The sequence below is a fragment of the Flavobacterium sp. genome (assembly GCF_044357305.1).
In the GTDB taxonomy this organism is placed as follows: Bacteria; Bacteroidota; Bacteroidia; order Flavobacteriales; family Flavobacteriaceae; genus Flavobacterium.
On record NZ_JBIKPS010000013.1, the window covers coordinates 58,581 to 85,528 of the forward strand.

26 protein-coding genes are annotated in these 26,948 nt (G+C 29.2%); 17 read left to right on the top strand and 9 right to left on the bottom strand.

Features of this window, described 5'->3' with window-relative positions:
• Positions 1–3: 3 nt before the first annotated feature.
• The 3 genes from ACIQ2J_RS09590 to ACIQ2J_RS09600 form a co-directional block, all read right to left on the bottom strand.
• On the bottom strand, positions 4–1,917 hold the full coding sequence (locus ACIQ2J_RS09590) for a DUF294 nucleotidyltransferase-like domain-containing protein (protein WP_396169068.1): 1,914 nt from the start codon (positions 1,915–1,917) through the stop codon (positions 4–6).
• A gap of 252 nt (positions 1,918–2,169) precedes the next feature.
• The gene (locus ACIQ2J_RS09595; RefSeq protein WP_396169070.1) at positions 2,170–3,708 is read right to left on the bottom strand and encodes a DEAD/DEAH box helicase; all 1,539 of its coding nucleotides are present in this window, start codon (positions 3,706–3,708) and stop codon (positions 2,170–2,172) included.
• A gap of 78 nt (positions 3,709–3,786) precedes the next feature.
• Positions 3,787–4,302 (bottom strand): DUF6155 family protein, encoded by a 516-nt coding sequence (locus ACIQ2J_RS09600; RefSeq protein ID WP_396169073.1) that lies wholly within the window; start codon positions 4,300–4,302, stop codon positions 3,787–3,789.
• Between the two features lie 85 nt (positions 4,303–4,387).
• Here ACIQ2J_RS09600 and ACIQ2J_RS09605 point away from each other — a divergent pair, with 85 nt between their 5' ends.
• Complete coding sequence (locus ACIQ2J_RS09605; protein WP_396169075.1) at positions 4,388–4,675, top strand: DUF3817 domain-containing protein; 288 nt, start codon at positions 4,388–4,390, stop codon at positions 4,673–4,675.
• Positions 4,668–5,918: a mechanosensitive ion channel family protein gene (locus ACIQ2J_RS09610; RefSeq protein ID WP_396169077.1), complete on the top strand. Its 1,251-nt coding sequence runs from the start codon at positions 4,668–4,670 to the stop codon at positions 5,916–5,918. The genes ACIQ2J_RS09605 and ACIQ2J_RS09610 overlap by 8 nt, the downstream gene beginning before the upstream one ends.
• 2 nt (positions 5,919–5,920) lie before the next feature.
• On the opposite strand, the gene ACIQ2J_RS09615 is transcribed toward ACIQ2J_RS09610, so the two are convergent.
• Both ACIQ2J_RS09615 and ACIQ2J_RS09620 read right to left on the bottom strand, forming a co-directional pair.
• Positions 5,921–6,310, bottom strand: a complete 390-nt coding sequence (locus ACIQ2J_RS09615; protein ID WP_396169080.1) for an acyl-CoA thioesterase — start codon at positions 6,308–6,310, stop codon at positions 5,921–5,923.
• Positions 6,307–6,729 (bottom strand): NUDIX domain-containing protein, encoded by a 423-nt coding sequence (locus tag ACIQ2J_RS09620; RefSeq protein ID WP_396169082.1) that lies wholly within the window; start codon positions 6,727–6,729, stop codon positions 6,307–6,309. The genes ACIQ2J_RS09615 and ACIQ2J_RS09620 overlap by 4 nt, the downstream gene beginning before the upstream one ends.
• A 119-nt stretch (positions 6,730–6,848) precedes the next feature.
• Between ACIQ2J_RS09620 and ACIQ2J_RS09625 the strand changes: the two genes are divergently transcribed.
• The 3 genes from ACIQ2J_RS09625 (at position 6,849) to ACIQ2J_RS09635 (ending at position 9,927) form a co-directional block, all read left to right on the top strand.
• Positions 6,849–7,613 (top strand): hypothetical protein, encoded by a 765-nt coding sequence (locus ACIQ2J_RS09625; RefSeq protein ID WP_396169085.1) that lies wholly within the window; start codon positions 6,849–6,851, stop codon positions 7,611–7,613.
• A gap of 118 nt (positions 7,614–7,731) precedes the next feature.
• Positions 7,732–8,139 (top strand): glyoxalase, encoded by a 408-nt coding sequence (locus tag ACIQ2J_RS09630; protein ID WP_396169087.1) that lies wholly within the window; start codon positions 7,732–7,734, stop codon positions 8,137–8,139.
• Positions 8,140–8,604: 465 nt separating this feature from the next.
• On the top strand, positions 8,605–9,927 hold the full coding sequence (locus ACIQ2J_RS09635; protein WP_396169089.1) for a hydroxymethylglutaryl-CoA synthase family protein: 1,323 nt from the start codon (positions 8,605–8,607) through the stop codon (positions 9,925–9,927).
• On the opposite strand, the gene ACIQ2J_RS09640 is transcribed toward ACIQ2J_RS09635, so the two are convergent.
• Positions 9,924–10,847, bottom strand: coding sequence for an alpha/beta hydrolase (locus ACIQ2J_RS09640; RefSeq protein ID WP_396169091.1), 924 nt, complete (start codon positions 10,845–10,847; stop codon positions 9,924–9,926). The two genes, ACIQ2J_RS09635 and ACIQ2J_RS09640, sit on opposite strands and share 4 nt — an antisense overlap.
• Positions 10,848–11,095: 248 nt before the next feature.
• On the opposite strand from ACIQ2J_RS09640, the gene ACIQ2J_RS09645 reads away from it, so the two are divergent.
• The 9 genes from ACIQ2J_RS09645 (at position 11,096) to ACIQ2J_RS09685 (ending at position 21,196) form a co-directional block, all read left to right on the top strand.
• Positions 11,096–12,643, top strand: a complete 1,548-nt coding sequence (locus tag ACIQ2J_RS09645) for a vitamin K epoxide reductase family protein (protein WP_396169093.1) — start codon at positions 11,096–11,098, stop codon at positions 12,641–12,643.
• A gap of 101 nt (positions 12,644–12,744) precedes the next feature.
• Positions 12,745–12,996: a hypothetical protein gene (locus tag ACIQ2J_RS09650; protein ID WP_396169097.1), complete on the top strand. Its 252-nt coding sequence runs from the start codon at positions 12,745–12,747 to the stop codon at positions 12,994–12,996.
• A gap of 57 nt (positions 12,997–13,053) precedes the next feature.
• A complete protein-coding gene (locus ACIQ2J_RS09655) occupies positions 13,054–14,463 on the top strand; it encodes a TlpA family protein disulfide reductase (protein WP_396169100.1) in 1,410 nt (469 codons plus the stop codon).
• Positions 14,464–14,786: 323 nt separating this feature from the next.
• The gene (locus ACIQ2J_RS09660; RefSeq protein WP_396169102.1) at positions 14,787–15,035 is read left to right on the top strand and encodes a hypothetical protein; all 249 of its coding nucleotides are present in this window, start codon (positions 14,787–14,789) and stop codon (positions 15,033–15,035) included.
• A 63-nt stretch (positions 15,036–15,098) separates the two neighbouring features.
• The gene (locus tag ACIQ2J_RS09665) at positions 15,099–16,529 is read left to right on the top strand and encodes a TlpA family protein disulfide reductase (protein ID WP_396169105.1); all 1,431 of its coding nucleotides are present in this window, start codon (positions 15,099–15,101) and stop codon (positions 16,527–16,529) included.
• A gap of 53 nt (positions 16,530–16,582) precedes the next feature.
• Positions 16,583–17,056, top strand: coding sequence for a TlpA family protein disulfide reductase (locus ACIQ2J_RS09670; protein ID WP_396169107.1), 474 nt, complete (start codon positions 16,583–16,585; stop codon positions 17,054–17,056).
• The gene (locus ACIQ2J_RS09675) at positions 17,057–19,249 is read left to right on the top strand and encodes a peptidase domain-containing ABC transporter (RefSeq protein ID WP_396169109.1); all 2,193 of its coding nucleotides are present in this window, start codon (positions 17,057–17,059) and stop codon (positions 19,247–19,249) included.
• A 3-nt stretch (positions 19,250–19,252) separates the two neighbouring features.
• Positions 19,253–20,542: an HlyD family secretion protein gene (locus ACIQ2J_RS09680; RefSeq protein WP_396169111.1), complete on the top strand. Its 1,290-nt coding sequence runs from the start codon at positions 19,253–19,255 to the stop codon at positions 20,540–20,542.
• A 177-nt stretch (positions 20,543–20,719) separates the two neighbouring features.
• Entirely contained in the window at positions 20,720–21,196 is a 477-nt protein-coding gene (locus tag ACIQ2J_RS09685; protein ID WP_396169113.1) for a M15 family metallopeptidase, read from the top strand.
• A gap of 67 nt (positions 21,197–21,263) precedes the next feature.
• Here the strand turns inward: ACIQ2J_RS09685 and ettA are convergent, their stop codons facing one another.
• From ettA to holA, 3 genes are all read right to left on the bottom strand, one after another.
• Complete coding sequence (ettA, locus tag ACIQ2J_RS09690; RefSeq protein ID WP_396169115.1) at positions 21,264–22,955, bottom strand: energy-dependent translational throttle protein EttA; 1,692 nt, start codon at positions 22,953–22,955, stop codon at positions 21,264–21,266.
• A gap of 26 nt (positions 22,956–22,981) precedes the next feature.
• Positions 22,982–23,164, bottom strand: a complete 183-nt coding sequence (locus tag ACIQ2J_RS09695) for a CAL67264 family membrane protein (RefSeq protein ID WP_396169118.1) — start codon at positions 23,162–23,164, stop codon at positions 22,982–22,984.
• 108 nt (positions 23,165–23,272) lie between these two features.
• Positions 23,273–24,277 (bottom strand): DNA polymerase III subunit delta, encoded by a 1,005-nt coding sequence (gene holA / locus ACIQ2J_RS09700; RefSeq protein ID WP_396169120.1) that lies wholly within the window; start codon positions 24,275–24,277, stop codon positions 23,273–23,275.
• 71 nt (positions 24,278–24,348) lie between these two features.
• On the opposite strand from holA, the gene ACIQ2J_RS09705 reads away from it, so the two are divergent.
• From ACIQ2J_RS09705 to ACIQ2J_RS09715, 3 genes are read left to right on the top strand one after another with little or no spacing between them, the layout of a single operon-like run.
• Positions 24,349–24,801, top strand: coding sequence for a type I restriction enzyme HsdR N-terminal domain-containing protein (locus ACIQ2J_RS09705; RefSeq protein ID WP_396169122.1), 453 nt, complete (start codon positions 24,349–24,351; stop codon positions 24,799–24,801).
• Between the two features lie 52 nt (positions 24,802–24,853).
• The gene (locus ACIQ2J_RS09710) at positions 24,854–25,864 is read left to right on the top strand and encodes a glycosyltransferase family 2 protein (RefSeq protein WP_396169124.1); all 1,011 of its coding nucleotides are present in this window, start codon (positions 24,854–24,856) and stop codon (positions 25,862–25,864) included.
• Between the two features lie 59 nt (positions 25,865–25,923).
• A complete protein-coding gene (locus ACIQ2J_RS09715; protein WP_396169126.1) occupies positions 25,924–26,754 on the top strand; it encodes a flagellar motor protein MotB in 831 nt (276 codons plus the stop codon).
• Positions 26,755–26,948 lie beyond the last annotated feature (194 nt).

The window sequence follows — 26,948 nt, forward strand, 5'->3', positions numbered from 1 at the left end:
AAATTAAGAAAATTGGGTTAATTGAAATTTATCTTTAATTAATTCTTCTAGTTCCTTCATTGGAGCTAAAGAATTTTTTAATTTTTCTTTATCTACTTTATTCAATTCCTCTAAATTAATATACTGTCCGTTATTATCATTTTTTAAACCTTCTAGAGTTCTAAATTTAGAAAGTACTAAAAAAGCATCGGCACAATTCAGATAAATCTCAGAAAACTTAGGGTCAATCATAGCTAATTGTTTGTATCTCAAAAAAGTACTATTAACCCCTTTAATATTATTACTCAATACCAACATTCGAGCACCATCAATTAATGGCATTAGAGCTCGAGTTTTAATATCAAATTTTCCTTTGTTTTCTCCTTCTTCTTCCACATTAAATTTCTTAAAAAAGTTTAATGGAGTAGGTTTTTTTAAAGTGTCATTTCCTAAATAATCAAAGAAAAGTACTTTGTTTTTTATATTATTAAAAATGGTTTCGGTTATAGCATCTTCAATTTTTTGTTCTCCAAATGCCATTTCGTAATCAAAGAAAACACTACTAATTTCATTAGTGTTTTCACCCGGAGTATTCATCCAATTTTCGTATTGTTTTATCCAGTCTGTCAATGATTTACACCATAACATATTGCTTGCCATGTGACCGTGAGGGCAATTCATAAATCCTACTTTTTCTAGAGTTGCTGTTGCTTTTTTTGCAAGTTTTAAAAAGTAATCTTTAACATCTCTGTATTTTTCAGGAGAAACATCTTCAAAAATCAAAATACTATCCTGATCAGTAAACAAAAGCTGTTCTTTTCTTCCTTGACTACCAATACTTAACCAAGCAAAACGAGCAGGAGGGGAGCCTAAATCCAAAATAGCTTGTTCCACAGCTCGCTTAACAATTGCAAGAGTAATTTCTCCAACAATACTATTAATATGAGTAAGCGGTATATTTTTATTTATTGAAGATTGAATAATATCGGTTAATTTATTTCGAACTAATTTTAATTCTTTAGCCGTTTGCGATCGTTTAATCTCCTTAAGTAAAATGCCTGGATTGTTAGCTTGGGCCACAACAAGGTCGTGCTCGGATATAATTCCTTTTACTTCTGATTTGTCGGTACCATCTTTTGTTACACAAAGGTGAGTGACACCATGTTTTAACATTACCAACTGCGCTTCGGCTACCGAAATATTTTCAGTTACTGTAATAACTGGGGAAGCCATTATTTTATCTATTGTATTAGTCAACTGGAAACGACCAGTTGCTACTTTAGAGCGAAAATCTTTATCAGTAACAATACCAATAGGATGGTTTTGATCTGTGATTAAAGCGCTATCAAACATATTATCGGTAACCAATTGTGCTGCTTCTTTAATAAGAGTATTAAAACTTATTTTTAAAGGTGTTTTGTTATAGTTTAAAGACTGAAAATACTGCATATCCGACTGATTATCCGTATAATTTACATTATCTGAAATCAATCCGTGGTTTTTATTATCTAAACTATTTTTGGTATTAACAGCAAAACTTTCTAATAAGAAATCTAAAACTTTAGAATTTTGAGCTACAAAAGGTTTAAAAGAAGCAATGGGAATGGCGTAAATGATACTTTCTTCACGAGCTTTGGCCGTCATTTGGTAATTATTTTTAGCAAAAAACGGACGCAAACCAAAGATATCACCAGAATAACATTTATTCAACAGGGTTTCTTCAGCATCAGAAATTACTGTTAAATGAATAACACCCGAAGCCACAACATAAAAAGAGTCGTGCAAAATGTCATTGATTTGAAACAAAGATTTATGTTTTTCTAAATTAAGCACACGAATAGTTGAAACAATTTTAATTAATTCTTCGTGAGATAAATAATTAAATGGCTCGTAATCTTTTAAAAAATTAGCTATACGTTGTGAAATAGCATTTTCCATAATCTTGTTTTTGATAAATAAATTTCGAAAATAAATATAATACAAAATTATTAAAGAAAGTAATGCGATTACTTTTTCTTAAAAAAGTTTACTAACATTAATTAAACAGAAAGGTAAAGTATATTTATTTACTAAAATTTATGATAATTAGTTATTATATAATCATAAAACATTGAAATAGTAAGACATGTGCAAGTGAGTTAATTTTCCTATTTTACATAATATAAATTATAGTGCAAAATAAATCATTTATTAATCTAACTCATTCATAACTTTTAAACGATAAATCCTACCAATTGCAATAGTTAGCTTTAATGTATAATCTTCTATAAACCAACTTCTATAATTCTTAGAAACATTTCCTAAACATACACAATATTGTCTAATTCGGAATTCGATGTCGTCATTAAGTTCTTTTGATAGTTTTCTAGCAGTCAATAAATCTTCGGTATTTTCAACACACATAGTAGCATGTTGTTCTAAAGATTTCTCAATAATTGTTTTGGCTTTTAAATTATTTTTTATTGTAAATTTAAATTCTTCCATAACGTCCATAGAAATATCTGTAGATTTACTAAATTTAACCAATAATTCAGGTGGCATAACATATTTGAAATTACTTTCAATATCTGCATCCTCACGAAGACTTTCTAGATAATATTCGGGCGATTTAAAAATATGTTGCCAATCTATAGGATTATTCCATAATCCAAATCGTAAAGCATTGTTTCCTAAATCAATAACTGTGAAATTATCTTTGTGTGGTAATTTTCTAGAACCCCGACCAATCATTTGAAAATACAGGGTTAATGACTTTGTGGCGCGGTTTAATATGATACTTTCTACTGTGGGTTCATCAAACCCTGTGGTTAATATACCAACCGAAGTAAGTATTGCATCAGGTGTTTTCTTAAACCAATGCAAAATATCTTTTCGATCTTCGGCAGTTGTTGTATTATCTAAATGTCGAATATTATATCCGGCATGTTTAAAACTTTCGTAAACATGTAGAGAAGTATTGATACCATTATTAAATATCAAGGTCTTTTTACCTAAAGATTTTTCAGTATACGAATGCAATAATTTCTCTTGCATTACCATATTACTATACAAATCATCAGAAGATTTCACGGTATAATCGCCATTAATACCAACTTTTAAGGAAGTCAACCCCACATCATAACTATAAGTTGTTGCTTTGGCTAGAAATCCTTTATCTATAAGGTTTTGAATAGTATCTCCTACAATTAATTCATTGTAGTTTTCATACATTGGTAATTTAATATTGGAACTTAAAGGAGTTGCGGTTACTCCAAGAATAAAAGCATTATTAAAGGTGCTTAATAGCTTCCTAAAAGAGTTAAAGTGAGCCTCATCAATTATCACTAAACCAACATCTTGTATTTCTAATTTTTCGTCGTTTAGTCTATTTTTTAGGGTTTCAATCATAGCAACAAAACAAGAATATTCCTCTTGATCTGGCAATTCTTTTATAGCGCTATTTATGATTTTGTTTTTTACGTCAAATGCCTTAAGCATTTTGGAAGTTTGCTTACAGAGTTCAATTCTGTGAGTCAAAACCACAACTTTTTTATTGTGTTCTTTTAAATAACGTCGTGTGATTTCAGAAAATATTACCGTTTTACCACCACCAGTTGGTAATTGGTATAATAAATGGTAATTGTGCGGTGCATTATCTAGTCGTTCAAAAATTTTATCTATATCCCCTTTTTGGTAACCATAGAGTTCTTTTTTGTCTTCAATTTCGGTAAGAAAATCTTTTTTAGGCATAGTGATTTTTACAATTTTGCAAAACTACACCTAAAAAAAGGTTTGACCTCACAATTTTTAATTTATCTAAAAAAATAATTAATAATCAAATCGCTCCACAGTGGTGTTAAATTCATATTTATTAAACCAATTTTGGGAATTAGTTTCTTCTTGTATAGCCACTACCCTATTTTTAAAATCGTCTAAAATACCTTTTTCTATCATAAAACTTATTGATTGTTGGAATGAAGACAGCATACTTTTATAAAAAGCCTCTTGTTTTATTTCTCTTTCTGCAGAAAGTGTTTGCGCTATTTCTAATGTGTAAAGCATAATATCTGCAATAATATAGGCATCTACTCCTAGGGAAATAAAATGTTTTATGAATTTTTGAGCAATAGATCTTCGCATTTTTGGCTTTTTACCTCGAATAGGATAATATTCATTAGAAATTTTTAATTTAGCTTCTTTAACCAAATTAATTTCTTTTGGATTAAAAACAAAATCATAATAAACCTTTACCTCTTTGAATTTATCATATAATTCTAGGATTTGTTCTTCCAATTGGGTTTTATTTAATTCGGATAGGTATTTTTTTAAATCTCGTTTGCTCATAACTAAATGCTAAATTATTGCAAAAGTAAACTACTTTTAGTCTTATTATTAAGGTAATTACTTAATTTTGCAATCCAAAACTTATATGATGGTCAAAATTTTTAAAATTACAGCAATTTCAGAAGGATTTTCTTATTTAATATTACTAGCCAACATGCTATTTATTAAGCCGACGAATTTTGTTCTTTATAAAACCTTACTTTTTCCTATAGGTATGACTCATGGGATACTTTTTATTGTCTATTTTTACTTAGCTTTTATTATAAAATCCCAACAAAAATGGACTGTAAAAGATTTAGCTGCAGTTCTTTTAGGTTCTTTAATTCCGTTTGGAGCTTTCTTTATTGAGAAAAAATACATTAAAAATGCATAATCTTTTAGAAAAAATATATGGTTGGTTATATCCCTTACTTCGTAAGATTTCTTTAGGAAATCTAACTGCATCTTATATTAGTTTATTTCTCAATATATTAATATTGTGTGTTTTAGCGTATGTTATTTATATAGTTTTCCGATTGGTATTAATTTCACTAATGTCTATAGTAGCTAAAAAAACTAAAACTAATTTTGATGACTTATTGGTTTCTAACCAAACGGCTAAATATATTGCGCATTTAATTCCGTTTTTATTTATTTACAAATCGGTGCCAATAATTTTAGATAAATACGATTATTGGGAATCCATTTTCGGAAAAATGGTAGAAGTTTATATAGTCTTATTGTCACTATGGATAGTTCGTAGTATCCTAAAAGCAACAAGTGATTTTTTAAAAGAGCAACCCCGTTTTAGTGACAAACCAATTGATAGTTATATACAGGTAATTATGATTGTGCTTTGGATTTTTAGTGTAGGTGTAATTATTTCTGAAGTTTTTGATATCAATAAAAATACTTTATTAGGAATTTTAGGAGCCATCTCGGCAATTATCATCTTGATTTTTAGAGACACTATTCTAGGATTTGTAGCTAGTGTGCAAGTATCATTAAACGATATGGTGCGAATTGGCGATTGGATTACCTTTGATAAATTTGGTGCCGATGGCGATGTTATTGAAATTAATTTAGCTACGGTAAAAGTTAGAAATTTTGATAACACAACAACTACAATACCTACTTATAGTTTAATTTCAGATTCGTTCAGAAACTGGCGCGGAATGTTAAAATCAGACGGTAGAAGAATAAAAAGACATATTTTAATTCAATCTAAGAGTATTCGTTTTCTAAATGAAGAAGAATTGTTTAAAATGAAGAAAATCCAAATAATATCGGATTATATTGATAGTAGGCAATTGGAAATTAACAAGTATAATAAAACTTATAATGTAGATAAATCACTTCCAATTAACGGGAGAAATATTACAAATTTTGGTTTGTTTAGAAAATACATCACTAATTATTTAGAGCATTATCCTGGAATTAACAAAAATATGATATTGTTATGCCGCCAATTGCAACCAACAGCACAAGGAATTCCACTAGAAATTTATACCTTTTCTAAAGACCAAAGGTTTGAACAATACGAACATATTATGGCCGATATTTTTGATCATATTATAGCTTCGGTTGCCTATTTCGATTTAGAGATTTATGAAATGGCAACCGATAAAAGTTTATAAGATTATTTCTTTAATCTATCTTCAATAAATTCGATTTTGGTTTTGCCATGGGCTTGAGGTTTACCCTCCATATTTACACTCACCATAGTAATTTCATCAATAGTAATTATTGTTTCTTTTGTCATCATGTTTCGTACTTCACAAATTAAAGTTAGTGAAGTCGTTCCGAATTTTTTTACATCAATTCCTATCTCAACAATATCGCCTTGTTTTGCAGAACTTCTAAAATTAATTTCCGACATGTGTTTGGTAACAATCCTAGGGCTTTCCAATTGAATTATGGCATAAAGTGCTATTTCTTCATCTATCCAAGCTAGTAATCTACCTCCAAACAAAGTACTGTTTGGGTTTAAATCTTCGGGTTTAACCCATTTTCTAGTATGAAATCTCATTTTATTTTATGTTTTAACAATGCAAAATTAATGATTTCATCGTGGTCAAAAGCTAATTTTGGCAAATCTTTTATCAAAAACCACTTTGCTTCTTTGGCATCATCACTTGCAATTGCAATAGTTTCTGCTGAGACAAAACCAGTAAAGGCTATAGATACCACATGACTTCTAGGGTCACGAAAGGGTCTTCCAAAAGCTTTAAGTTGCTCTAATTTATCAATTTTAATTTGAGTTTCTTCTAGAAGTTCTCTTTTAGCAGCTACTTCTAAATCTTCATTTTCATCTACAAATCCTCCAGGTAATGCCCAACAATCTTTAAAAGGCTCATTTTTTCTTTTTATTAATAATAATAAACTAGTAGTATCAATTTCTTTAAAAATTAGTAGGTCAACGGTAACGAAAATGGTAGAAATCCTCATAAAATATATTTATATGTTACTAAATCAATAAATTTACTATTTTTTAAATGAAAAATAGTTTTTTTTATTATAAAGATTTATATTTGTGGCGATAACCCAAATCTAACACCTACTTAATCATGAAAAAAATTATTTTTTTAGCATTTTTAGCATTCACTTCCGCTTCTTTTCAAGCTCAAGAAAACCAAGTAAAAATGGATACAAAATCTTCTGATTTTAATAAATTAACCATTGAAATTACTTCAGGCCAAGCAAAAGGGATTACACCTTTTACTGAAAAATATTACATCCAGCATAAGTTTGGTACTGTTATTACAAATTCGTTTAATCTAGGAGGGAGATACATGCTTAATCCTATATTTGGAGCTAAATTAGATTTTGGTTATTTTAAATTAAATAATAATCCTGAAAATGATAGCAAAGCATTTAATTTGGATGGTTTTACAGTTGGATTGCAAGGTGTTATTAATACTTCCAATTTATTTGACATTTCAAAGGAAATGGGTAAATTTAATATGTTAATTCATGGAGGTTTCCAAGTTTCAAAAATTAATTCAAATTTACCAGAACTTGCTAGAAGGGATAATAACTTAGGAGTTATGCTTGGATTTTCACCACAATTCAAGTTATTTAATAAAGTTTCTTTGATTAGTGATGTTACCGTACTAAAAAACTTTAAACAATGGTATACTTGGAATGGACTGCAACAGGATCGTTCAAATAATCAAGGTGGTTTAATGGTATATACTTCATTGGGATTAACTTATTCAATTGGAAAAAATAAAATACATGGGGATTGGGCTAAATTAAACAATTCAACTTCGGATCAAATTGAAGATTTGCAGAAAAGAATCCTTAAATTAGAAACTGAAAACAAAAAATAACAATATATAATTTTCTAAATTTATACCTCTGTATGTACAGAGGTATTTTTTTATTAATACATTTCAAAAAAGCTTTAATACACATTATATTTAGATAATTTTCTAGATTTTATTAATTATGAACAAACGAGATGATTTAATACCCCAACTAAGAAAGGAAGAACCTTTAGGCAAAATAACTAATGGTATTTCAACCGAAGAATTATTTCAAAATACGACCCTCCGCCCTATTTTAAAATTTCAAAATATTTTATTAATTGAACTATTTCTTTCTTATGCTACAAAGAATAAAAATGTATTTTTTACTTTATCTCATGAAAAAAAATGCATCTATATTGATAAAGTAACTATTGCTGATACCGCCTTTAGAAATCAATTAATAGGAGTTATTGTTGGCTTATTTACAGTTGAGGAATATCTTGAATATACAAAAAACTCTTCCAGTTTTAATAAGCGAATTACTACTATGCTTATTGAAAGATGGAAAAGTCAGTTGCAATTATTGGTAAAACATCCGAATAATTAACCTTAAGAATTAATCGTTATCGTCATTTTTATGAAGGATATTTTTTCTAATATTTGGAAAATCTATTGTCAAAACTTCGCAAATATCATCTCTAATAGTGCTTACTGATGCCAAAAACACAGCTACTATAAATAACCTTATGAAGCACTTGATATTGCATAATTCACTTGATATTTAGTTAGTTAATTAATATTTATAGGATTACTTAATTACAACTTCAAAAATTAATAATTAGGCAGTAATATAACAACAAATTCTATATTATTAAATTGATTTCAATTAATTTTCAGTTGATGTATTTCCGCTATTATCCGGGCTAAAAAAATAAGAAAAATAAAAAAATACTACAGAATTAAACCCTAAAATTATCACATTCATAAATCGTATTAAGAAGAATTAATTTTATAAAATGTTGCATCTATTTTGAAAAAGCAATTTATAAATTTGCCATCAAATCCCCATATCATGAAAGTAGGAATTGACAGCATTGCAATTGACATACCAAAAATACATTTACCTATTTGTACCCTAGCGCTTAATAGAAATATCGAACCAGATAAATTAATAAAAGGCCTTGGATTACACAAAATGAGTTTCCCAGATGTGCACAACGATGTGGTAACATTTGCAGCCAATGCCGTATACCACCTCCTACAACAAGAACAAATTGCTCCACATGAAATTGCCCGAATTTATGTAGGAACCGAAAGTGGCGTTGATTCTTCTAAACCAATTGCATCCTATATTACTGCTTTATTAGAACAACAACTAGGCGAAGGAGCCTTTCGTTATTGCGACACTCTAGACATGACCTTTGCTTGTATTGGTGCTGTAGATGCCCTACAAACAACCCTAGACTACATAAGGCTTAACCCAAACAAAAAAGCCATAGTTGTTGCTACCGATAATGCCAAATACGATTTAAACTCTACCGGCGAATATACCCAAGGTGCTGGTGCAATTGCCATGCTAATCACTGCCAATCCCAGAGTCTTGGCTTTTTCAAAAGAAGTTGGAGTTTCTGTACAAGGGGTCTTTGATTTTTTCAAACCACGTCGTTACCTTTCTAAAAATGAAATTCTAAATACCACCGATAATCCCGAATGGTTCGGCATCCTAGAAAACGAAATTGCTGTCTATAAAGAACAACCCGTTTTTGATGGACAATATTCCAACCAATGTTATATTAACAGAACTTCTGAGGCTTATTTTCATTATAAAGAAATCACCAACCAAACCGGTCCTTTATACCAAAAATGGGAAAATATTTTAATGCACCTTCCCTACTGTTTTCAAGCGCGAAGAACTTTTGTAGAAATTTATGCTAAAGAAAACCAATTAACCGACGAAATTAAAGTCATTGCCAAAAGCGAAGACTATTTAGATTTTGTAACCAAAGCCATTTTCCCATCTGAAATTGCATCCGGGCAAATAGGCAATATGTATACAGGTTCTATCTTCTTAGGATTACTTTCTACCCTAGCCTATCATTTGCAAAATGAATCCGATTTAACAAATAAAAAAATGGGGTTTATTGCCTATGGCAGTGGATCTAAAGCAAAAGTATTTGAAGCAGAAGTGCAAGAACATTGGCAAACAATTATTGCTAAAACTAATCTATTGGAACGATTGAACAACAGCACTGAAATAGATTTTGGCACCTATATTTCCTTGCATAAAAAAGAAAGAAAGCAATCGGTTGTAGCTCCTAAAAACGAGTTTGTTTTAGATTATATCGAAAAAGAAACTCCGGTTTTATTAGGCGCTAGATATTACAAGTTTGTTTAATTCTTACCCAACAAAAACTCCATTGGAATAGCAAATCGTTTGCTCCATGATTTTTCGCTATGGTCATCGCCTTCAAACTTTCTTGTCATCCAATTAGAAGTTCCATAACCTTTAGCTTTCATAATAGCATCTGCTTTAGTCTGTAGGGTTTGGTACATAGCATCTAGAGTTGCCGTGCCATAATCAAAATAAATTTTATGCCCTTTCGGATTCGGTAGATGCTTTTTCAAATACTCAAAAAATGCATCCGGAATTGGATTGTGTTCCAATGAAAAAATTCCAGGCCAATGGGTAGACAAACATGCCGCACCACCAAATATTTTAGGATATTCGCAAATGGCATACAAAGAAATTAAACCTCCCATACTACTTCCTGCAACAAACGTGTGTGCTTTATCTGTGTAAACAGAATATTTTTTATCTATCATCGGTTTAACTTCTTGCACTATAAATTTCAAATAATTATCTGAATTGATCTTACCATTATTAAACACACTCTGCCCATTGCTTCTATTGGCTTTATAAATGGAATCCTGCTTATTTTTGGTTAAACTTTCAAATGGTTTTTGAGGAAAATAATCAATATGTCTAGTAACTCCTCCATTCCAAATTCCAACCACAATAACGTCTTGAATTATATTTTCTTGTAACAATTTTCCCATGATAGCATCAACTTCCCAAGCTTGTTTATTCCAGGTAGTTTCGGAATCGTAAAGCATCTGACCGTCGTGCATGTACAAAACAGCGTATTTCTTTGAAAATGAATAATTTTCGGGTAACCAAACATCTATATTTCGAGCAGTAATATATTTAGAGGAAAGGTTTTCTATACGTTCTAAAGTGCCTGAAGAAACCTTGGGTAAAGTTTGCGCAAAAAGGGCATTAGCTATAAATAGTAGGAGTATATTTTTGGATAACATGAATTTATTTTTATTTATTGGTGTTTTCAGTTTTTAAAAATCTCTAAACAAATTTAACAAAAAAAGAATGCGTTCTTAAAACTAGCTGACAATAAATGTTTATTTTATTTTTGTAATATTAAAATTAATTGATATTATTGCATTAATAAATATCCTACCTCCAAATTTATTTTAAACTTAATCGTGCAATACAAATTAGCTGTATTTGCATTTCTTTTTTTGTGGTTTAAATTTATACCATAAAAAAATTGAACGCTACATTTTCAAACATAGTCTATAAGCATTTACAATTATCAAACTACAATATTGATAAGAAAATACTTGAACTACATTTACTAACTCATCCCGAGTATCCTAGTATAAAATCAATTTCTGATACTTATGACTATTTTCGAATAGAAAACATTGTAGCCAATGTTCCTTTTGAAGTAATTAGCCAATTACCTGAAAATTTTATTAGTTTGATCAATGGAAAATTATATCTTGTTAAAAAAGACAATAATTCTGCTTATCTAATAGATGGAAAGTTACAAAAAACAAAAATTTCATTTGATAAATTAAAAGAATCTTGGAATGGTGTCATAATAGCCATTGAAACTAAAGAACAAAAAGAAAATCCTAATAAAATCAAAAAAGAATATTTATTCTTTAGTATCTTATTATTGACTTGTATTTTTCCTTCAATCATAAAATTTAATATAAGTTCAATTATCTTTACTATTTTGACATTTATTGGATTTCTGATTAGTTATTTCATTGTCAAAGAAACTTTTGGCATGAATAACAAAACAGTTAATAAATTTTGTGATACAGTTTCTAAAAATCAAGGATGTAGTAATGTAATTAATGATACAAAATCAAAATTATTTAACGTAATTTCTTTAAGTGATGCTTGTATTGTTTATTTTTCATCATTGCTATTATTTTCTGTATTTGTTGAATTCAATGTGAGTTTACTTTTTCTCATATCAAACTTTAGTATTCCTGTAATTATATACTCCATATATTATCAAGCAATCGTGATAAAAGATTGGTGTGCTTTGTGTATTGGAATATCAATAATCTTAATTTCACAATTTTTAATTTTATTTTTTAATTTCGATTATTTCATTTTTGATTTACCTATAATCTCAAAAGCAATTATTATTGTAGCTTTTATAAGCATTTTATGGTACACAATTAAAAATCTTCAAATCAAAAATTTAAGTTTAGAATCTACTAAAATTGATTTTATAAAATTCAAAAGAAATAAAAAATTATTTAAAGAACTACTATCAAATAAGCAATTAATAAATAAAGATATATTATTAGATAATGATAGAATATTTTTTGGCTCAAATAATCCAAAGCTAGTTATTATTGCCGTTACAAATCCACTATGCGGATTTTGTGCTGAATCGTTCCAAACCTATTATGAAATAGTAAACAAATATGAAGATGTACAAATAAACTTTGTCTTTTCTTTGTTTACAAACGACCCTAATAATCCAGCTTATAAAATCTTAAATTCATTTTTAGAACTATATCATAGAAAATCTAAAAAGGATGCAATCGAAGCATTAAAAGAATGGTTTGATTCAAAAGATTTTAACAATTGGATAAAAAAATTCAATCAAACTGAAACTCAAAATCAATATGTAGAATTTATTTTAAAAAGACATTTAGATTGGAATGCAAAAAATAATATAAATCAAACACCAACAACTATTATCAATAATTTCTTCTATCCTGATGTATATAATATAAAGGATATTTTTTATTTTATTGATGATATGCTATTAGAAAACAAAAATTAACAATCTATTTTCAAAATAGATACAAGATATTCTTGCAAGAGTAGTCAGAAACTCAACTGACTTAAAATGATTGAGGAAAATAAATTTTTATACTTTATATTATGTTAATAAACATTTTAAATTTAGAAGGTGTTGCTCTTTTAAGTAAAGGAGAGCAAAAAAACGTTAATGGTAGTCTTACTAATTTAGGTTACTGTAATGCAGTTGGCTATGACAAATACGGTAATAAACATGTAATGTTTGAGTTAAGCTATTCGCAGGCTGTTGCTTTAGCAGGTTCTGATGGTCATGTATGTTGTACTGTTCAGGGATGTGCTAATTCTCCATGGGTTACATTAGGCGGAACTGAATAATTTTTTTAACAAAAGTGGTTGGTGTTTTTCCAACCACTTAAAATAACATAATTTATAATGAAAAGAATATTTATTTTAATTCTTAGTTTTTTGTTTTTCTCTTGTGTTGAAAAAAAAGAGAAAATAAATGGTGATTACATTACAATTATATTTAAAAATCCTCAAGTAAGTGATACAACTTTTTTTGGAAAAAAAGCATATACTATTGATGATAACAAAGTATATTACAAATTTAAAAATGATTTTGTAAATAATACAATAAAGGTTGGTAGTAAGGACACAATAATTATAATTAAATCTAGTAATCCAATATATGTATATCACAAATATTTTATAAAGGATTATTGTATGAATTCATATTGTTTTTATCCTAATGACACAATAACTTTTGAATACAAAAACGGTGTTCCATTCGCTATAAGCAATAGAAAAGGAGGATACGATTATAACTTTAATTCTTCATTTAACATAAAATATCCATTAGATTTTGATGATTATTCTTTTTTTATGAAATATAAAAGATTTAAGACAAAAAAAGAATTAAAAAATGATTCTATAATAAAAGTAAAAAGAGATTTAAAACAAATTGTTTTTTTCGATTCTCTAAAAAATAATAAATTAATAGATAGAGTAAATTATGATTTAAATTTACAAGACTTTAAAAATAAAGATGTATTTAAAAGCATAACAGCAATAGAAATTTTAAAAAAGACTTATAACTTAGGAGATAATGCAAACGCTAACTTGATAAATATAGCTTTTGAAAAAATATATAAACCAAGAATAATTACTCTTTCTGATGGGAAAATGCCAAATTTTAAAGAACAATTTGAAAATATTTTTAATTTAAATAAAATCTCACCAACAAACAAAGAATATTTAATGTTTTACTATCTTGAAACTTTAGGAAAAAGAGGTTATAAAGAAGATTTCTTAAAATGCTTTGAAAAATATAAAAAAGAAACTCAAAAAAAATCTGTAATTAATTACTTTACAAATAAATATCCATTGTTTTTTGAATATGAAAGTAGTGATAATATGGATGTTTTATTATTTAATAAAAAGAAAGAAAAAAACACTCTAACTCAAATTATTCAAAGTCACAAAGGAAAAGTTATTTATATAGATTTTTGGGCAAGTTGGTGCGGTCCTTGTAGAGCTTTAATGCCAAGTTCTAGAAATCTTCATGATCAATATAAAGATAAAAAAGTTGAATTTATCTATATTTCTATTGACGATGATGAAAAAAATTGGAAATCTGCAACTCAGAAAGAACAATTAACAAATTCAGAAAATAATTTTCTCTCAATAAATTATCCTAAAGCAAATCTATATCAAAAATTGATAATGAAAACAATTCCACGTTTTATAATCTATGATAAGAAAGGTAAATTAGTTAATAGTAATGCTCCTAATCCAGATTCTAAAGAAATCAAAGATGAATTGGATAAATATCTAAAACAATAAAGCGTGGAATTTTAGAATATGAAATAAATTAACTGACAAAATAATTTAATTAAATGTCAAATTTTCCATTCTACAAAGAAGCCGATTCCAAAGATTGTGGTGCTACTTGCTTAAAAATTATAGAAAAGCATTATGGAAAACTATTAAAATAAAAAGGTTAAGAAGAATATTATAAACTATAATTCATTTGTAAAAAGAAAAAATAATTTAAATTAAATTATGAGGTCTTTTCAAAATAGATACAAGATATTCTTGCAAGAGTAGTCAGAAACTCAACTGACTTAAAACTGATTGAGATAAATAATTTTTTTATACTTTATATTATGTTAAAAAACATTTTAACTTTAGAAGGTGTTTCTCTTTTAAACAAAGAGGAACAAAAAAACGTTAATGGTGGATTAATGTCTCCTGGTACATGTGCCTTTTATGGCGGAACAAGTGGTGATGGTGAACCAATTGGTATGGCAGGAGTATCAATGGCTGATGCTCAAGCTGGAGCAGCAGCTGTTGGAGGTCACTGGTGTTGTTCAAGTTGCAAAACTGCATCTTGGTATCATTCATTAGTATATTAATGCTTTAAAAGGGCTGTTAAATTACAGCCCTTTTATTTTAATTTTATTTAACTAATAATTATTATGAGATATATATTCTTTTCAGCTCTTTTGATTCTTTCATGTGGTAACAAAACTGCAAATGACAAAATTGAAAATAAAAAATCCAATAAACAGAATCAAATTATTTTAATCTTTGAAAAAAATGATGCACAAACAAATTCAGAAAAAAAAGTTGAGATATTAACTAATTCAGATATTAAATATTCTGAATACGGAAGTTATCTAGAAAGATTTTTATTTCCAAAAAATAAAAATAAAAAAGATACTTTAACTATAAATATAAATTCTGAAAGTATTCTTTTAACTCATGTTTTTGATAAAAATAAAGTGTATTTATACCAACTTAAAAAAGGAGACACTGCTGTTTTTAATTATTCTAAAGGCATCCCTATTTTAAGTATTAAAAATCGACAAGTTAAAAAATTTGATTTGAATTTTGAGTCTGAATTTTCAAGTAAAAAGCCATTGGAGGATTTCGATTTTTTTGTTTTTAATAAACGTAATAGAAATGAAAAAGAAAAAGAACAATATAAAGAAGACTTACTAAAATATCGAATTAAATCTAAAAAATCACTCGATTCTTTAGTTGACATAAATCAATTGTCTAATGAAATATCCAATATTCAGTATAATAGAATAAAGTATTATGAAACAAATATTAATAAAAATTTTTCTAATATTAATACGAAAGATTTAACAAATGATAGCTTAATTTATTTAAAAACATACCGTTTCTTTTTGAGAAATTATGCTCTAAATAACCTTAATATAACAAAAAAATCAGTACAAAAAGAGTCCACGTATGATAACGGAACTGCTTTTGATGAAGTGTATAAATCAAATATTTTTTCAAAAAAGACTAAAGAATACTTATTATATAATTTTTTAAGAACACTTGGAGATGAGGGAAGTGATATATCAAATAAATTTAAACAATTTGAAGGCATTGCAGAAGATTCGTTAGCGATAGATGAAATTAGAAACAATTATTTAACAGATTTATCAAAATTTAAAAAAGAAATATCAAAAACAAATTTTATAACAATAAATAAAGATATTGATAATTTAGATCAAATCATTACGGAAAATAAAAACAAGGTTATTTATATTGATTTTTGGGCAAGCTGGTGTGCTCCATGTAGAGCATCAATGGGAGCTTCAAAAGAATTAAGAAATCAATACAAAAATAAAGATATAGTTTATATATATATATCAATAGATAGTGATTTCAATAAATGGGAATCGGCTGTAAAAAAAGAATCATTATATGATTACAAAAATAGTTTTTTAGCAATAAATTATCCGAATTCAATATTTTATAAACAATTGCAGCTTAATTCTATTCCTAGATATGTAATATATAACAAAAAAAGTGTTCTTGTTAATGGCAATGCTCCTAAACCAGATTCTAAAGAGATTATAACCGAACTAGATAAATATTTGAATCAATAAATATCTAAAATTCCAAAATAACTAAGCATGAAACTTTAGAATAGATATTGAATATGAAAAATAAAATAGTAATATATATTGTGTCTTGTTTTCTATCCTTAAGTTTTTATGGGCAAGAAAAAAAATCATTTGACGAACTAATTAAAGAAAATAAAGGAAAAGTAATCTTTGTTGATTTTTGGGCTAGTTGGTGTAACCCTTGCAGGAAAGAAATGAAATATTCTCTTGAGCTTCAAGAAAAATATAAAGATGTTGTCTTTATATACTTATCTATTGATCTAGATGAAAACAAATGGGGAAAAGCAGTTAAAAAAGAACATTTAGAGGGGTACTATAATAATTTTATGACAATTAAGTTAAAAAAAACAAGCGATTTTAAAATATCATCTCAATTTGATATTTCTGTAAAGAGCATTCCTCGGTATATGATTTTTAATAAAGAAGGTGTTCTAATAAACAATGATGCCCCAAGACCCAGTGAAGGTGAAAAATTGAAAAAAGAATTAGAAAAATATTTAATCGAATAAATGCCAAATTTTCCATTTTACAAACAAGCCGATTCCAAAGATTGTGGTGCAACTTGCATAAAAATTATTGCAAAGCATTATGGAAAATCACTTAATATACAAATTTTAAGAAAGCTATCGGAAACAACAAGAGAAGGTACAAGTTTATTAACCCTTTCAGAAGCATCTGAAAATATTGGTTTCCGTTCTTTAGGGATTAAATTAAATGCTATAAAACTTGAAGAAGCTCCACTTCCTTTAATCCTTCATTGGAATAAAGAACATTTTGTGGTGCTTTACAAAATTAAAAAAGGCATTTATTATATTTCAGACCCAGCACACGGGTTAATTGAATATTCTAAAGAAGAATTTTTAAAATTTTGGATTGGTAATAATGCTACAGAAACCACACAAGAAGGTATAGCACTAGTTTTAGAACCAACACCAAAATTCTATCAATCTGAATTTGATAGTGAAGACAATAAAGCTTTTGGCTTTGGTTTATTGTTTAAATATCTTATTCCCTATAAATCTTTTGTTTTTCAATTATCAATAGGATTATTGGCTGGTAGTATATTACAATTAATTGTTCCATTTTTAACCCAAAGTGTTGTTGATGTTGGTATTCAAAATCAAAATATACATTTTATTTATTTAGTTCTCTTTGCACAATTATTTTTGTTTTTTGGGCGTACGGCGTTGGAACTTATTCGTAGTTGGATTTTATTACATTTATCAACTCGAATAAACATTTCATTAATTTCTGATTTTTTTATTAAATTAATGAATTTACCCATTTCATTTTTTGATGTTCGTATGACTGGCGACATTATGCAACGCATCAACGACCATCATAGAATTGAAAAAATTTTAACAACTTCATCATTAAGCGTTTTGTTTTCTGCAATCAATATGGTTATTATGGGTGGCGTTTTGGCATATTACAATCTGAAAATATTTGCGGTTTTCTTTATCGGTAGTGTTTTATACTTTGTTTGGGTAACATTATTTTTAAAAAAGCGTAAAGAATTAGATTATAAACGATTTTCAGAAGTTTCACAAGAACAAAGCAAAGTAATTGAGCTAATCAATGGAATGCAAGAAATAAAGTTACACAACGCCGAAAAACAAAAACGTTGGGGTTGGGAATACATTCAAGCACGATTATTTAAAGTTTCAATGAAAGGTTTAGTTTTAGAACAAACACAAACTATCGGTTCTAACTTTATTAATGAGTTAAAGAATATTATCATTGTTTTTTTGTCAGCGAAATTGGTTATTGATGGTCAAATTACTTTAGGTATGATGATGGCAATTTCAAGTATCGTTGGTAGTTTAAATGCGCCAGTTTTACAATTAATCGGTTTTATTCGAGAAGCACAAGATGCTAAAATATCGTTGGCTCGTCTGTCAGAAATTCACGAGAAAGAAGATGAAACCCAAAAAGAAGAAACCCAAACTCACGACATACCACAAAACAGCGATATTATGATAAAAGATTTATCGTTTAGATACATCGGTTCTGACACAATGGTTTTAGATAATCTAAACTTAACAATTCCAGCTAATAAAATAACTGCAATTGTGGGTACAAGCGGTAGCGGTAAAACTACTTTAATGAAACTTTTATTAAAGTTTTATGAACCTATCAAAGGAGAAATCACAATTGGTAAAACGCCTCTAAAAACAATTGCTCAAAAAACTTGGCGTAGCCATTTAGGTTGTGTTATGCAGGAAGGTTATATTTTTAATGATTCAATAGCTAATAATATTTCAATAGGTGTTGATATAATTGATAAAGAGCGTTTAGTTTATGCTTCGGATGTTGCCAACATCAAAGAGTTTATTGAAAACTATCCTCTTGGTTACAATACTAAAATTGGTATGGAAGGTATCGGAATGAGTACAGGACAGAAACAACGCCTTTTAATTGCGAGAGCTGTGTATAAAAACCCCGAAATGTTGTTTTTTGACGAAGCTACTTCTTCCCTAGACGCCAATAACGAAAAGGAAATTATGGAGAAACTAAATATTTTCTTCAAAAATAAAACCGTTGTCGTTATTGCTCACAGACTAAGTACTGTCATGAATGCCAATCAAATTGTAGTGTTAGAAAAAGGTAAAATAGTAGAAATTGGTAATCACAAAGAATTAGTAGCTTTAAAAGGAAGTTATTTTAAATTAGTTAAAAATCAATTGCAGTTAGGAAATTAAGAAATGGAAGAAAATAGAAACACCTCATTTGAACTCCGAAGCGAAGAAGTGCAAGAAATACTAACTCGTGTTCCACATTGGATAATCCGTTGGGGTTCCGTAGTAGTTTTAACAATCCTAGTAATGCTACTATTGGTATCTTGGATTGTTAAATATCCTGACATTGTTGGTTCTGACATTGTAATAACTACCAATACACCACCACAAAAATTAGTTGCAAAAACATCGGGGAAAATAGAAGCCATTTTAATTAATGATAAAAGTAATGTTTCTAAAAACACACCACTTGCGGTAATTGAAAGCACTGCAAACTTTAAAGATGTTTTTTTGCTTAAAAGTATTACAGACACAATAGATATTGAAAAAAGTAATTTTCCTTTTGAGAAATTACAATCTGCTCAATTAGGTGATATTGAAAATAGTTTTTCAGTTTTTCAAAAAGAATATTCTGCCGATGAATTAAACCGAAAATTACAACCTTTTAAAGTTGATGATAATGCTCATAGTCTAGAAACCATTCAACTAAGTGAAAGGTTAAAATTATTAGAATCTCAAAAAATAATCAATCAAAACGAATTAGAACTTAACATACTCGATTTAGAGCGTTACCAAACACTATTTAATAAAGGTATAATTGCATCCCAAGAACTAGAAAAACATAAACTAAATTATTTAGCAACAGAGAAAAGTTATAAAAACTTATTAAGCTCAATTTCTTCATTAAAATCATCGTTGAATGAATTAAACAGAGCAACACAAACTACTAAAATAAATGAAAATAAAGAAAATGTAAATTTAGAACGCAATGTAATTCAAGCATTTTATCAATTAAAAAAAATAATTAAAGATTGGGAGTTAAATTATGTTTTTCGTTCTGCTATAGATGGGAAAGTATCTTTTTTACAAATTTGGACAGAAAACCAAACAATAAACACAGGCGACAATGTATTTGCAATAATCCCGAATAGTGAAAATGGTTTTATTGGTAAAGCTAAAGCAAAGGCACAAAATTCAGGTAAAATTAAGATTGGACAAAATGTAAATATTAGACTTGAAAATTATCCCGATAGAGAGTTTGGAGTAATCAAAGGAATTGTAAAAGCTATTTCTTTAACCCCTGACAAAGACGGAAACTTACTTGTAGATATTTCTTTACCTAATGGATTAAAAACATCATACAAAAAACAAATTGCTTTTAGACAAGAAATGAGCGGAACAGCAGACATTGTTACTAAAGACTCAAGATTGATCGAAAGATTTTTATATCAGTTTAGAGATATGTTTAAAAGATAATTATAAACGTAAATAAACTTATTAATCTTTAAATTAATTTTGTGAGTATAATATATAAACATAATACCAAAAATTAAAACAGAATTCGTAAATTTAGTTACTCCCCAACTATCCTAGGTTTTTGAATTTAACCATTAATTTTCTAAAAAGTAATTTTAAAAATTAAAAACAGAATTTATGGACACACCAACCTTAAACCGCATTGCAAAATTGCATCCATCGGTTAGAAATGAAGCAACTAAAATCATTCAAGAATGCGATGTAGCCTTAACTGGAAGGGCAAAAGTAAGAGTAACCCAAGGCTTACGAACCTTTGCCGAGCAAAATGATTTATACCAACAAGGCAGAACCAAACCTGGTAAAAAAGTAACCAATGCCAAAGCAGGACAATCTATTCACAACTTTGGTTTTGCAGTAGATATTTGTCTAATTATAGATGGCAAAACCGCATCTTGGGATACCACTAAAGATTGGGATAATGACCAAATAGCCGATTGGTACGAATGCGTAAAAATCTTCGCCAAGTATGGCTGGGAATGGGGAGGAAATTGGAAAACTTTAAAAGACTTACCTCATTTTGACAAACGTGGATTTAATAATTGGAGAGTATTATCAAAATTAAAATTAGACACGAGTGGTTATGTTATAATCTAATAAAAAGGAGTCTGTATCACTTACCGTGAAACAGACTCCTTATTTGATAATTATAGAAAAAAATGAGTTATCGAATCAACTTTTTGTATTTCAATCGTTTTGGAGCTAAATCACCACCAAGACGTTTTCTTTTATTTTCTTCATATTCAGAGAAACCACCTTCAAAACAATATACTTGCGAATCTCCTTCAAATGCTAGAATGTGGGTACAAATTCTATCTAAGAACCATCTATCGTGCGAAATTACTACAGCACATCCAGCGAAGTTTTCAAGACCTTCTTCTAAAGCACGAAGCGTGTTAATATCTAAATCATTGGTAGGCTCATCTAATAAAAGTACGTTTCCTTCTTCTTTCAAGGTCATCGCCAAATGAAGTCGGTTTCGTTCTCCACCGGATAATGCAGATACTTTTTTGTTTTGTTCGCTTCCTCCAAAATTAAAACGAGATAAATAGGCTCTAGAATTTACTTGGCGGCCACCCATCAAAATTAATTCTTGCCCATCACAAAAATTCTCCCAAATAGATTTATTAGGGTCAATATTAGAGTGTGCCTGATCTACATAAGCTATTTTCACAGTATCTCCAATGGTAAACTCTCCACCATCCGGCTCTTGTTCTTTCATTATCATTCTAAAAATGGTAGATTTACCAGCACCATTTGGTCCTATAATTCCAACAATCCCAGCTTGTGGAAGTGTGAAATTCAAATCATCATAAAGTAATTTATCTCCAAATGCTTTCGAAACTCCTTTAGCTTCAATGACATTAGTTCCTAAACGAGGTCCATTCGGAATGTAGATTTCTAATTTTTCATCCAGTTCTTTTTGATCTTCATTCAATAACTTATCGTAATTCTGCAAACGTGCTTTTTGTTTGGTTTGGCGTCCTTTAGCACCCTGACGTACCCAATCTAACTCCCGTTCTAACGTTTTTCTTCTTTTGGAAGCAACTTTTTCTTCTTGTTCCATTCGTTTGGATTTTTGATCCAACCAAGAAGAATAATTCCCTTTCCATGGGATACCTTCTCCTCTATCCAATTCTAGAATCCAACCCGCTACATTATCTAAGAAATATCTATCGTGGGTAACGGCAATAACAGTTCCTGCATATTGGGATAAATGTTGTTCTAACCAAAGTACACTTTCGGCATCCAAGTGGTTAGTAGGCTCGTCTAATAGCAACACATCCGGTTGTTGCAACAACAAACGACATAAAGCAACTCTACGTTTTTCACCACCAGATAATACGCTAATTGGCATATCACCATCTGGAGTTCTTAGTGCGTCCATTGCAATTTCAAGTTTGGTATCTAGTTCCCAAGCACCCGAAGCGTCAATTTTATCTTGTAAATCCGCTTGACGATCCATCAGCTTTTGCATTTTATCTGCATCTTCATAAACTTCTGGCAAGCCAAACATATCGTTAATTTTATTGAACTCATCCAAAATAGCAACCGTTTCTGCTACTCCTTCACGAACAACTTCAATTACGGTTTTAGTTTCATCCAATATTGGTTCTTGCTCTAAGTAACCAACAGTATATCCTGGTTGGAAAACCACATCGCCTTGGTAGTTTTTATCTACCCCAGCAATAATTTTTAATAAAGAGGATTTTCCAGATCCATTCAATCCAAGAATACCAATTTTAGCGCCATAAAAGAAACTTAAATAGATGTTTTTCAATACTTGTTTATCACTTCCTGGATAGGATTTGCTCAATTTTTGCATTGAGAAAATTACTTTCTTATCGTCTGCCATTTTTTTTATTTATATATTTTAATAATTTAAACTCTTCCTTTTAACGCACTAAAAACCCAAGCATTAGCAAGAAACCCTACTCCTACGGCACAAAAACCCCAACCTGCCACATCGGCATATTTATAAACGCCTAGGCCAATCAAGATTAATCCCATGATTACCATGATTAATGTAGCCCAACCTAAAACGGTATTTTTATTCATTCCCATAACATTATTTTTAAATTTCAGGTAGACAAATATCGTGAATTTAAATTTGTTGCGAAAACTATACAGAGAAAAAAAGGATTTTGATAATTTAAGTAAGTTCTAACTTTATTAACTAAAAATACTCACCAACATTTCTTTTAACAAATCATGGCTTGGCAAGGCATTAGCGCCTACTCCTTTACTTTTAACATCTATATCACGCAAAGTAGCAATTATACCACTCACTTTTTTCATAGGATAATTGCGAAGTGCTATGTCATAATCTTTCAAGAAAAACGGACTAACTCCCAATATTGGCGCTACTGTTTTAGGATTTTTATCCTTCAGTCCATGGTATTTTAATATTTTAACGAAAAAACTAAACACTAAACTCACCGTAACCACCATCGGATTATCCTTAGGATTTTCGGCAAAATATTGAACAATTTGATAGGCTTTCAATTGGTTTTTAGATCCTATTGCGTTTTGTAATTCAAAGACATTAAAATCCTTACTGAACCCAATATTATACTCAATATCTTTAGGAGAAATAGTATGTCCCTTAGGTAGAATTATTTTTAGTTTATCCAATTCATTACTTATCCGGCTTAAATCATTTCCTAAAAACTCCACCAACATAGCATTGGCCTTGGGCTCTATAGAATAACCACGACCTTGTAGCAACTTATTAATCCAAGCCCCTACCTGATTGTCGTATAGTTTTTTACTCTCCAACAAAACACCATGTTTGGCAATAAGTTTTACAAGTTTTTTACGTTTATCTAAAGTTTTGTATTTGTAAGCAAAAACCAAAACAGTAGTTGGCTGCGGATTTTCGGCATAACTTTCTAGTTTGTCAATGGTACGGGATAATTCTTGTGCTTCACGAACCACAACCACTTGACGTTCCGCCATCATGGGATACCTCTTGGCATTAGAAATAACTTCTTCAATAGTAGTATCCCGTCCGTAAATAATAGTTTGGTTGAAGCCTTTTTCGTCTTCACTTAATATAGTGTTCTCGATATACTCCGTCAATTTATCAATATAATAAGGCTCCTCACCCATTAAAAAATAAATTGGTTTTATATTCCCAGCTTTCAGGTCGTTAATAATTTTTAAAACTTCGTCCATATACCGTTTTATCTATTCTCTATTTTCTATTTTCTATTTTCTAAGTTCTCTAAAAGTCTTACTTTTGCTTTATGCAAAAACTACATTTTCCTAAATATACGTTTCGCTTCAAAAATAGTGAAAATAAAATTGCTATCTTCGATGAAATTCGGAAAAAATTTATTCTTCTTACTCCCGAAGAATGGGTACGTCAGCATGTGGTTCAGTTTTTATTACAAGAAAAGAACTATCCAAAATCCTATATTAATGTTGAAAAAATTATAAAGATAAATAGTTTAATTAAACGTTACGATATAGTTGTATACCAACCAAATGGAGATTTATTTTTATTGATAGAATGCAAAGCACCCGAAGTAAAAATTACCCAAGAAACCTTTAACCAGATTGCACGTTACAATCTTGTATTAAATGCAAAATACTTAATGGTAAGCAACGGACTAAATCATTACTTTTGCCAAATGGATTTTGAAAACGAGAAATATGTTTTTCTTGAAGAGTTACCTAATTTTGAAAATAGAATTTAGAAGGCAGAAAAGAGAAGGCAGAAATTAGATAATAGAATATAGAGAATAGAGAATGGACAAAAAAATTGCAGTAGTAATCTTAAATTGGAATGGTGCAAAATTGCTAGAGCAGTTTCTGCCTTCAGTCGTTGCCTATTCCAATGAAGCAACGGTTTATGTTGTAGATAATGCTTCTACCGATAATTCGATTGCAGTTATAAAAGAGCTATTTCCATCGGTTAAAATAATTCAGAATACTGCTAATTATGGCTTTGCAGATGGTTATAATATTGCACTACAAACAATCGAAGAACCCTATTATGCTTTAGTAAATTCGGATATAGAAGTTACTGAAAATTGGCTTACTCCTATCCTATCTATATTGGATAACGAACCTAATATTGGAATCATCCAACCTAAAATTCTAGATTTTAAAAACAAAGAATACTTTGAATATGCTGGCGCTGCGGGTGGTTTTATTGACAAATACGGCTATCCGTTTTGCAGAGGGCGCATCTTTCAAACCTTAGAAAAAGATACCCACCAATACGACGACGAGAAAGAAATTTTTTGGGCAAGTGGTGCTTGTTTCTTTATTCGTAAAGAAGTTTACAGAAAACTAAAAGGTTTTGATGCCGATTTTTTTGCTCACCAAGAAGAAATAGATTTGTGTTGGCGTGCTTTTAACCTTGGATATTCTGCAAAATATACAGGAAAATCAGTAGTATATCACGTTGGTGGCGCTACACTAAACCAAGCAAATCCTAAGAAAACCTTTTTGAATTTCAGAAATTCGTTACTTATGTTAGTTAAGAATTTACCCAAAAGAAAACTATTCCCTACACTTTTTTTGCGATTAGTTTTAGATGGAATTGCTGGAATTCAATTTATTTTTCAAGGAAAATTTTCCCATTGTTTTGCCATACTTAAAGCCCATTTTTATTTTTATCATTTGATTATCATAAATTTAAAAAAAAGAGGCACCACTCAAAAAGAAGATTATTATCAAACCAAAAGTATCGTTTATGATTATTTCATAAAACGAGAAACTATTTTTAAAAAGAAACTTAACAATACTTTATAGTATTAATACGTTATAGTTTGTAGGAAATTGTAATTTTGCAATTATAAAATAAAGACATTATGAGAAAAGTAATTTTTATGTTTACCCTAGCAGCACTAAGTTTGACTTCATGTGGTACCAAAAAGAAAATCGCTGAACTAGAAAAACAAAATAAAGAGTGCCAAGATTTATTAAATTCCACTACCGTAAAATTAAATTTGTGTTTAACTGAAAAAGAATCGTTGAACCAACAAAACGATTATTTGAAGAAAAACAATTCCGATTTAATTAGTAATGTAGGGAACATGACTACCCTAACTAAACAAGGTGCGCAAAATATTGAAAAAGCTTTAGAAACAATCAAAGAAAAAGATTTAAAAATCACTAGAATGCAAGATGCTTTGACCAAAAAAGATAGCGTTACGCTTGCTTTGGTTACTAGTTTAAAAAGTTCTGTTGGAATTTCTGATCCTGATATTAATATAAATGTGGAAAAAGGAGTAGTCTTTATTTCTATTGCAGATAAACTACTTTTTAAAAGCGGAAGCTATACAGTGAGCGATAGAGCCAAAGAGGTTTTGGCTAAAGTGGCTAAAGTAATCAACGACAAACCAACTTTTGAATGTATGGTGGAAGGTCACACGGATAATGTGCCATTTACAGGAAATGCAATATTAATTGACAACTGGGATTTAAGTGTCAAACGTTCTACTGCAATAGTTAGAGTTTTAACTAAAGATTTAGGCGTTAAACCCTCCCAATTAATTGCTGCCGGACGTGGTGAATTTATTCCTTTAGTAGAAAACAATACTGCCGAAAACCGTGCTGCAAACCGAAGAACTAGAATTGTTATTCTTCCTAAGATTGACGAATTCTACGAAATGATTGAAAAAGAAATGAAAAAACAATAAGTTTAATAAGGTACGAAGTTAGAAATGCGAAGTACGAGATATTAAAATAATGAGAAACCTTGAGAAATTGAACATGCCCCAAAAAGTTAGACACTATTTGGGGCATTTTTATGAGAAAAAAAAGAAGTTTTACATCAGAATTTAAACTTGAACAAGTTTTAAAGTATACCCGCCATCATCAATCTTATTGTTCT

Bases quoted from the DNA above. Each gene is read 5' to 3' on its own strand.
- ACIQ2J_RS09590 (WP_396169068.1), bottom strand. From the start codon at position 1,917: ATGGAAAATGCTATTTCACAACGTATAGCTAATTTTTTAAAAGATTAC.
- ACIQ2J_RS09595 (WP_396169070.1), bottom strand. From the start codon at position 3,708: ATGCCTAAAAAAGATTTTCTTACCGAAATTGAAGACAAAAAAGAACTC.
- ACIQ2J_RS09600 (WP_396169073.1), bottom strand. From the start codon at position 4,302: ATGAGCAAACGAGATTTAAAAAAATACCTATCCGAATTAAATAAAACC.
- ACIQ2J_RS09605 (WP_396169075.1), top strand. From the start codon at position 4,388: ATGATGGTCAAAATTTTTAAAATTACAGCAATTTCAGAAGGATTTTCT.
- ACIQ2J_RS09610 (WP_396169077.1), top strand. From the start codon at position 4,668: ATGCATAATCTTTTAGAAAAAATATATGGTTGGTTATATCCCTTACTT.
- ACIQ2J_RS09615 (WP_396169080.1), bottom strand. From the start codon at position 6,310: ATGAGATTTCATACTAGAAAATGGGTTAAACCCGAAGATTTAAACCCA.
- ACIQ2J_RS09620 (WP_396169082.1), bottom strand. From the start codon at position 6,729: ATGAGGATTTCTACCATTTTCGTTACCGTTGACCTACTAATTTTTAAA.
- ACIQ2J_RS09625 (WP_396169085.1), top strand. From the start codon at position 6,849: ATGAAAAAAATTATTTTTTTAGCATTTTTAGCATTCACTTCCGCTTCT.
- ACIQ2J_RS09630 (WP_396169087.1), top strand. From the start codon at position 7,732: ATGAACAAACGAGATGATTTAATACCCCAACTAAGAAAGGAAGAACCT.
- ACIQ2J_RS09635 (WP_396169089.1), top strand. From the start codon at position 8,605: ATGAAAGTAGGAATTGACAGCATTGCAATTGACATACCAAAAATACAT.
- ACIQ2J_RS09640 (WP_396169091.1), bottom strand. From the start codon at position 10,847: ATGTTATCCAAAAATATACTCCTACTATTTATAGCTAATGCCCTTTTT.
- ACIQ2J_RS09650 (WP_396169097.1), top strand. From the start codon at position 12,745: ATGTTAATAAACATTTTAAATTTAGAAGGTGTTGCTCTTTTAAGTAAA.
- ACIQ2J_RS09655 (WP_396169100.1), top strand. From the start codon at position 13,054: ATGAAAAGAATATTTATTTTAATTCTTAGTTTTTTGTTTTTCTCTTGT.
- ACIQ2J_RS09660 (WP_396169102.1), top strand. From the start codon at position 14,787: ATGTTAAAAAACATTTTAACTTTAGAAGGTGTTTCTCTTTTAAACAAA.
- ACIQ2J_RS09665 (WP_396169105.1), top strand. From the start codon at position 15,099: ATGAGATATATATTCTTTTCAGCTCTTTTGATTCTTTCATGTGGTAAC.
- ACIQ2J_RS09670 (WP_396169107.1), top strand. From the start codon at position 16,583: ATGAAAAATAAAATAGTAATATATATTGTGTCTTGTTTTCTATCCTTA.
- ACIQ2J_RS09675 (WP_396169109.1), top strand. From the start codon at position 17,057: ATGCCAAATTTTCCATTTTACAAACAAGCCGATTCCAAAGATTGTGGT.
- ACIQ2J_RS09680 (WP_396169111.1), top strand. From the start codon at position 19,253: ATGGAAGAAAATAGAAACACCTCATTTGAACTCCGAAGCGAAGAAGTG.
- ACIQ2J_RS09685 (WP_396169113.1), top strand. From the start codon at position 20,720: ATGGACACACCAACCTTAAACCGCATTGCAAAATTGCATCCATCGGTT.
- ettA (WP_396169115.1), bottom strand. From the start codon at position 22,955: ATGGCAGACGATAAGAAAGTAATTTTCTCAATGCAAAAATTGAGCAAA.
- ACIQ2J_RS09695 (WP_396169118.1), bottom strand. From the start codon at position 23,164: ATGGGAATGAATAAAAATACCGTTTTAGGTTGGGCTACATTAATCATG.
- holA (WP_396169120.1), bottom strand. From the start codon at position 24,277: ATGGACGAAGTTTTAAAAATTATTAACGACCTGAAAGCTGGGAATATA.
- ACIQ2J_RS09705 (WP_396169122.1), top strand. From the start codon at position 24,349: ATGCAAAAACTACATTTTCCTAAATATACGTTTCGCTTCAAAAATAGT.
- ACIQ2J_RS09710 (WP_396169124.1), top strand. From the start codon at position 24,854: ATGGACAAAAAAATTGCAGTAGTAATCTTAAATTGGAATGGTGCAAAA.
- ACIQ2J_RS09715 (WP_396169126.1), top strand. From the start codon at position 25,924: ATGAGAAAAGTAATTTTTATGTTTACCCTAGCAGCACTAAGTTTGACT.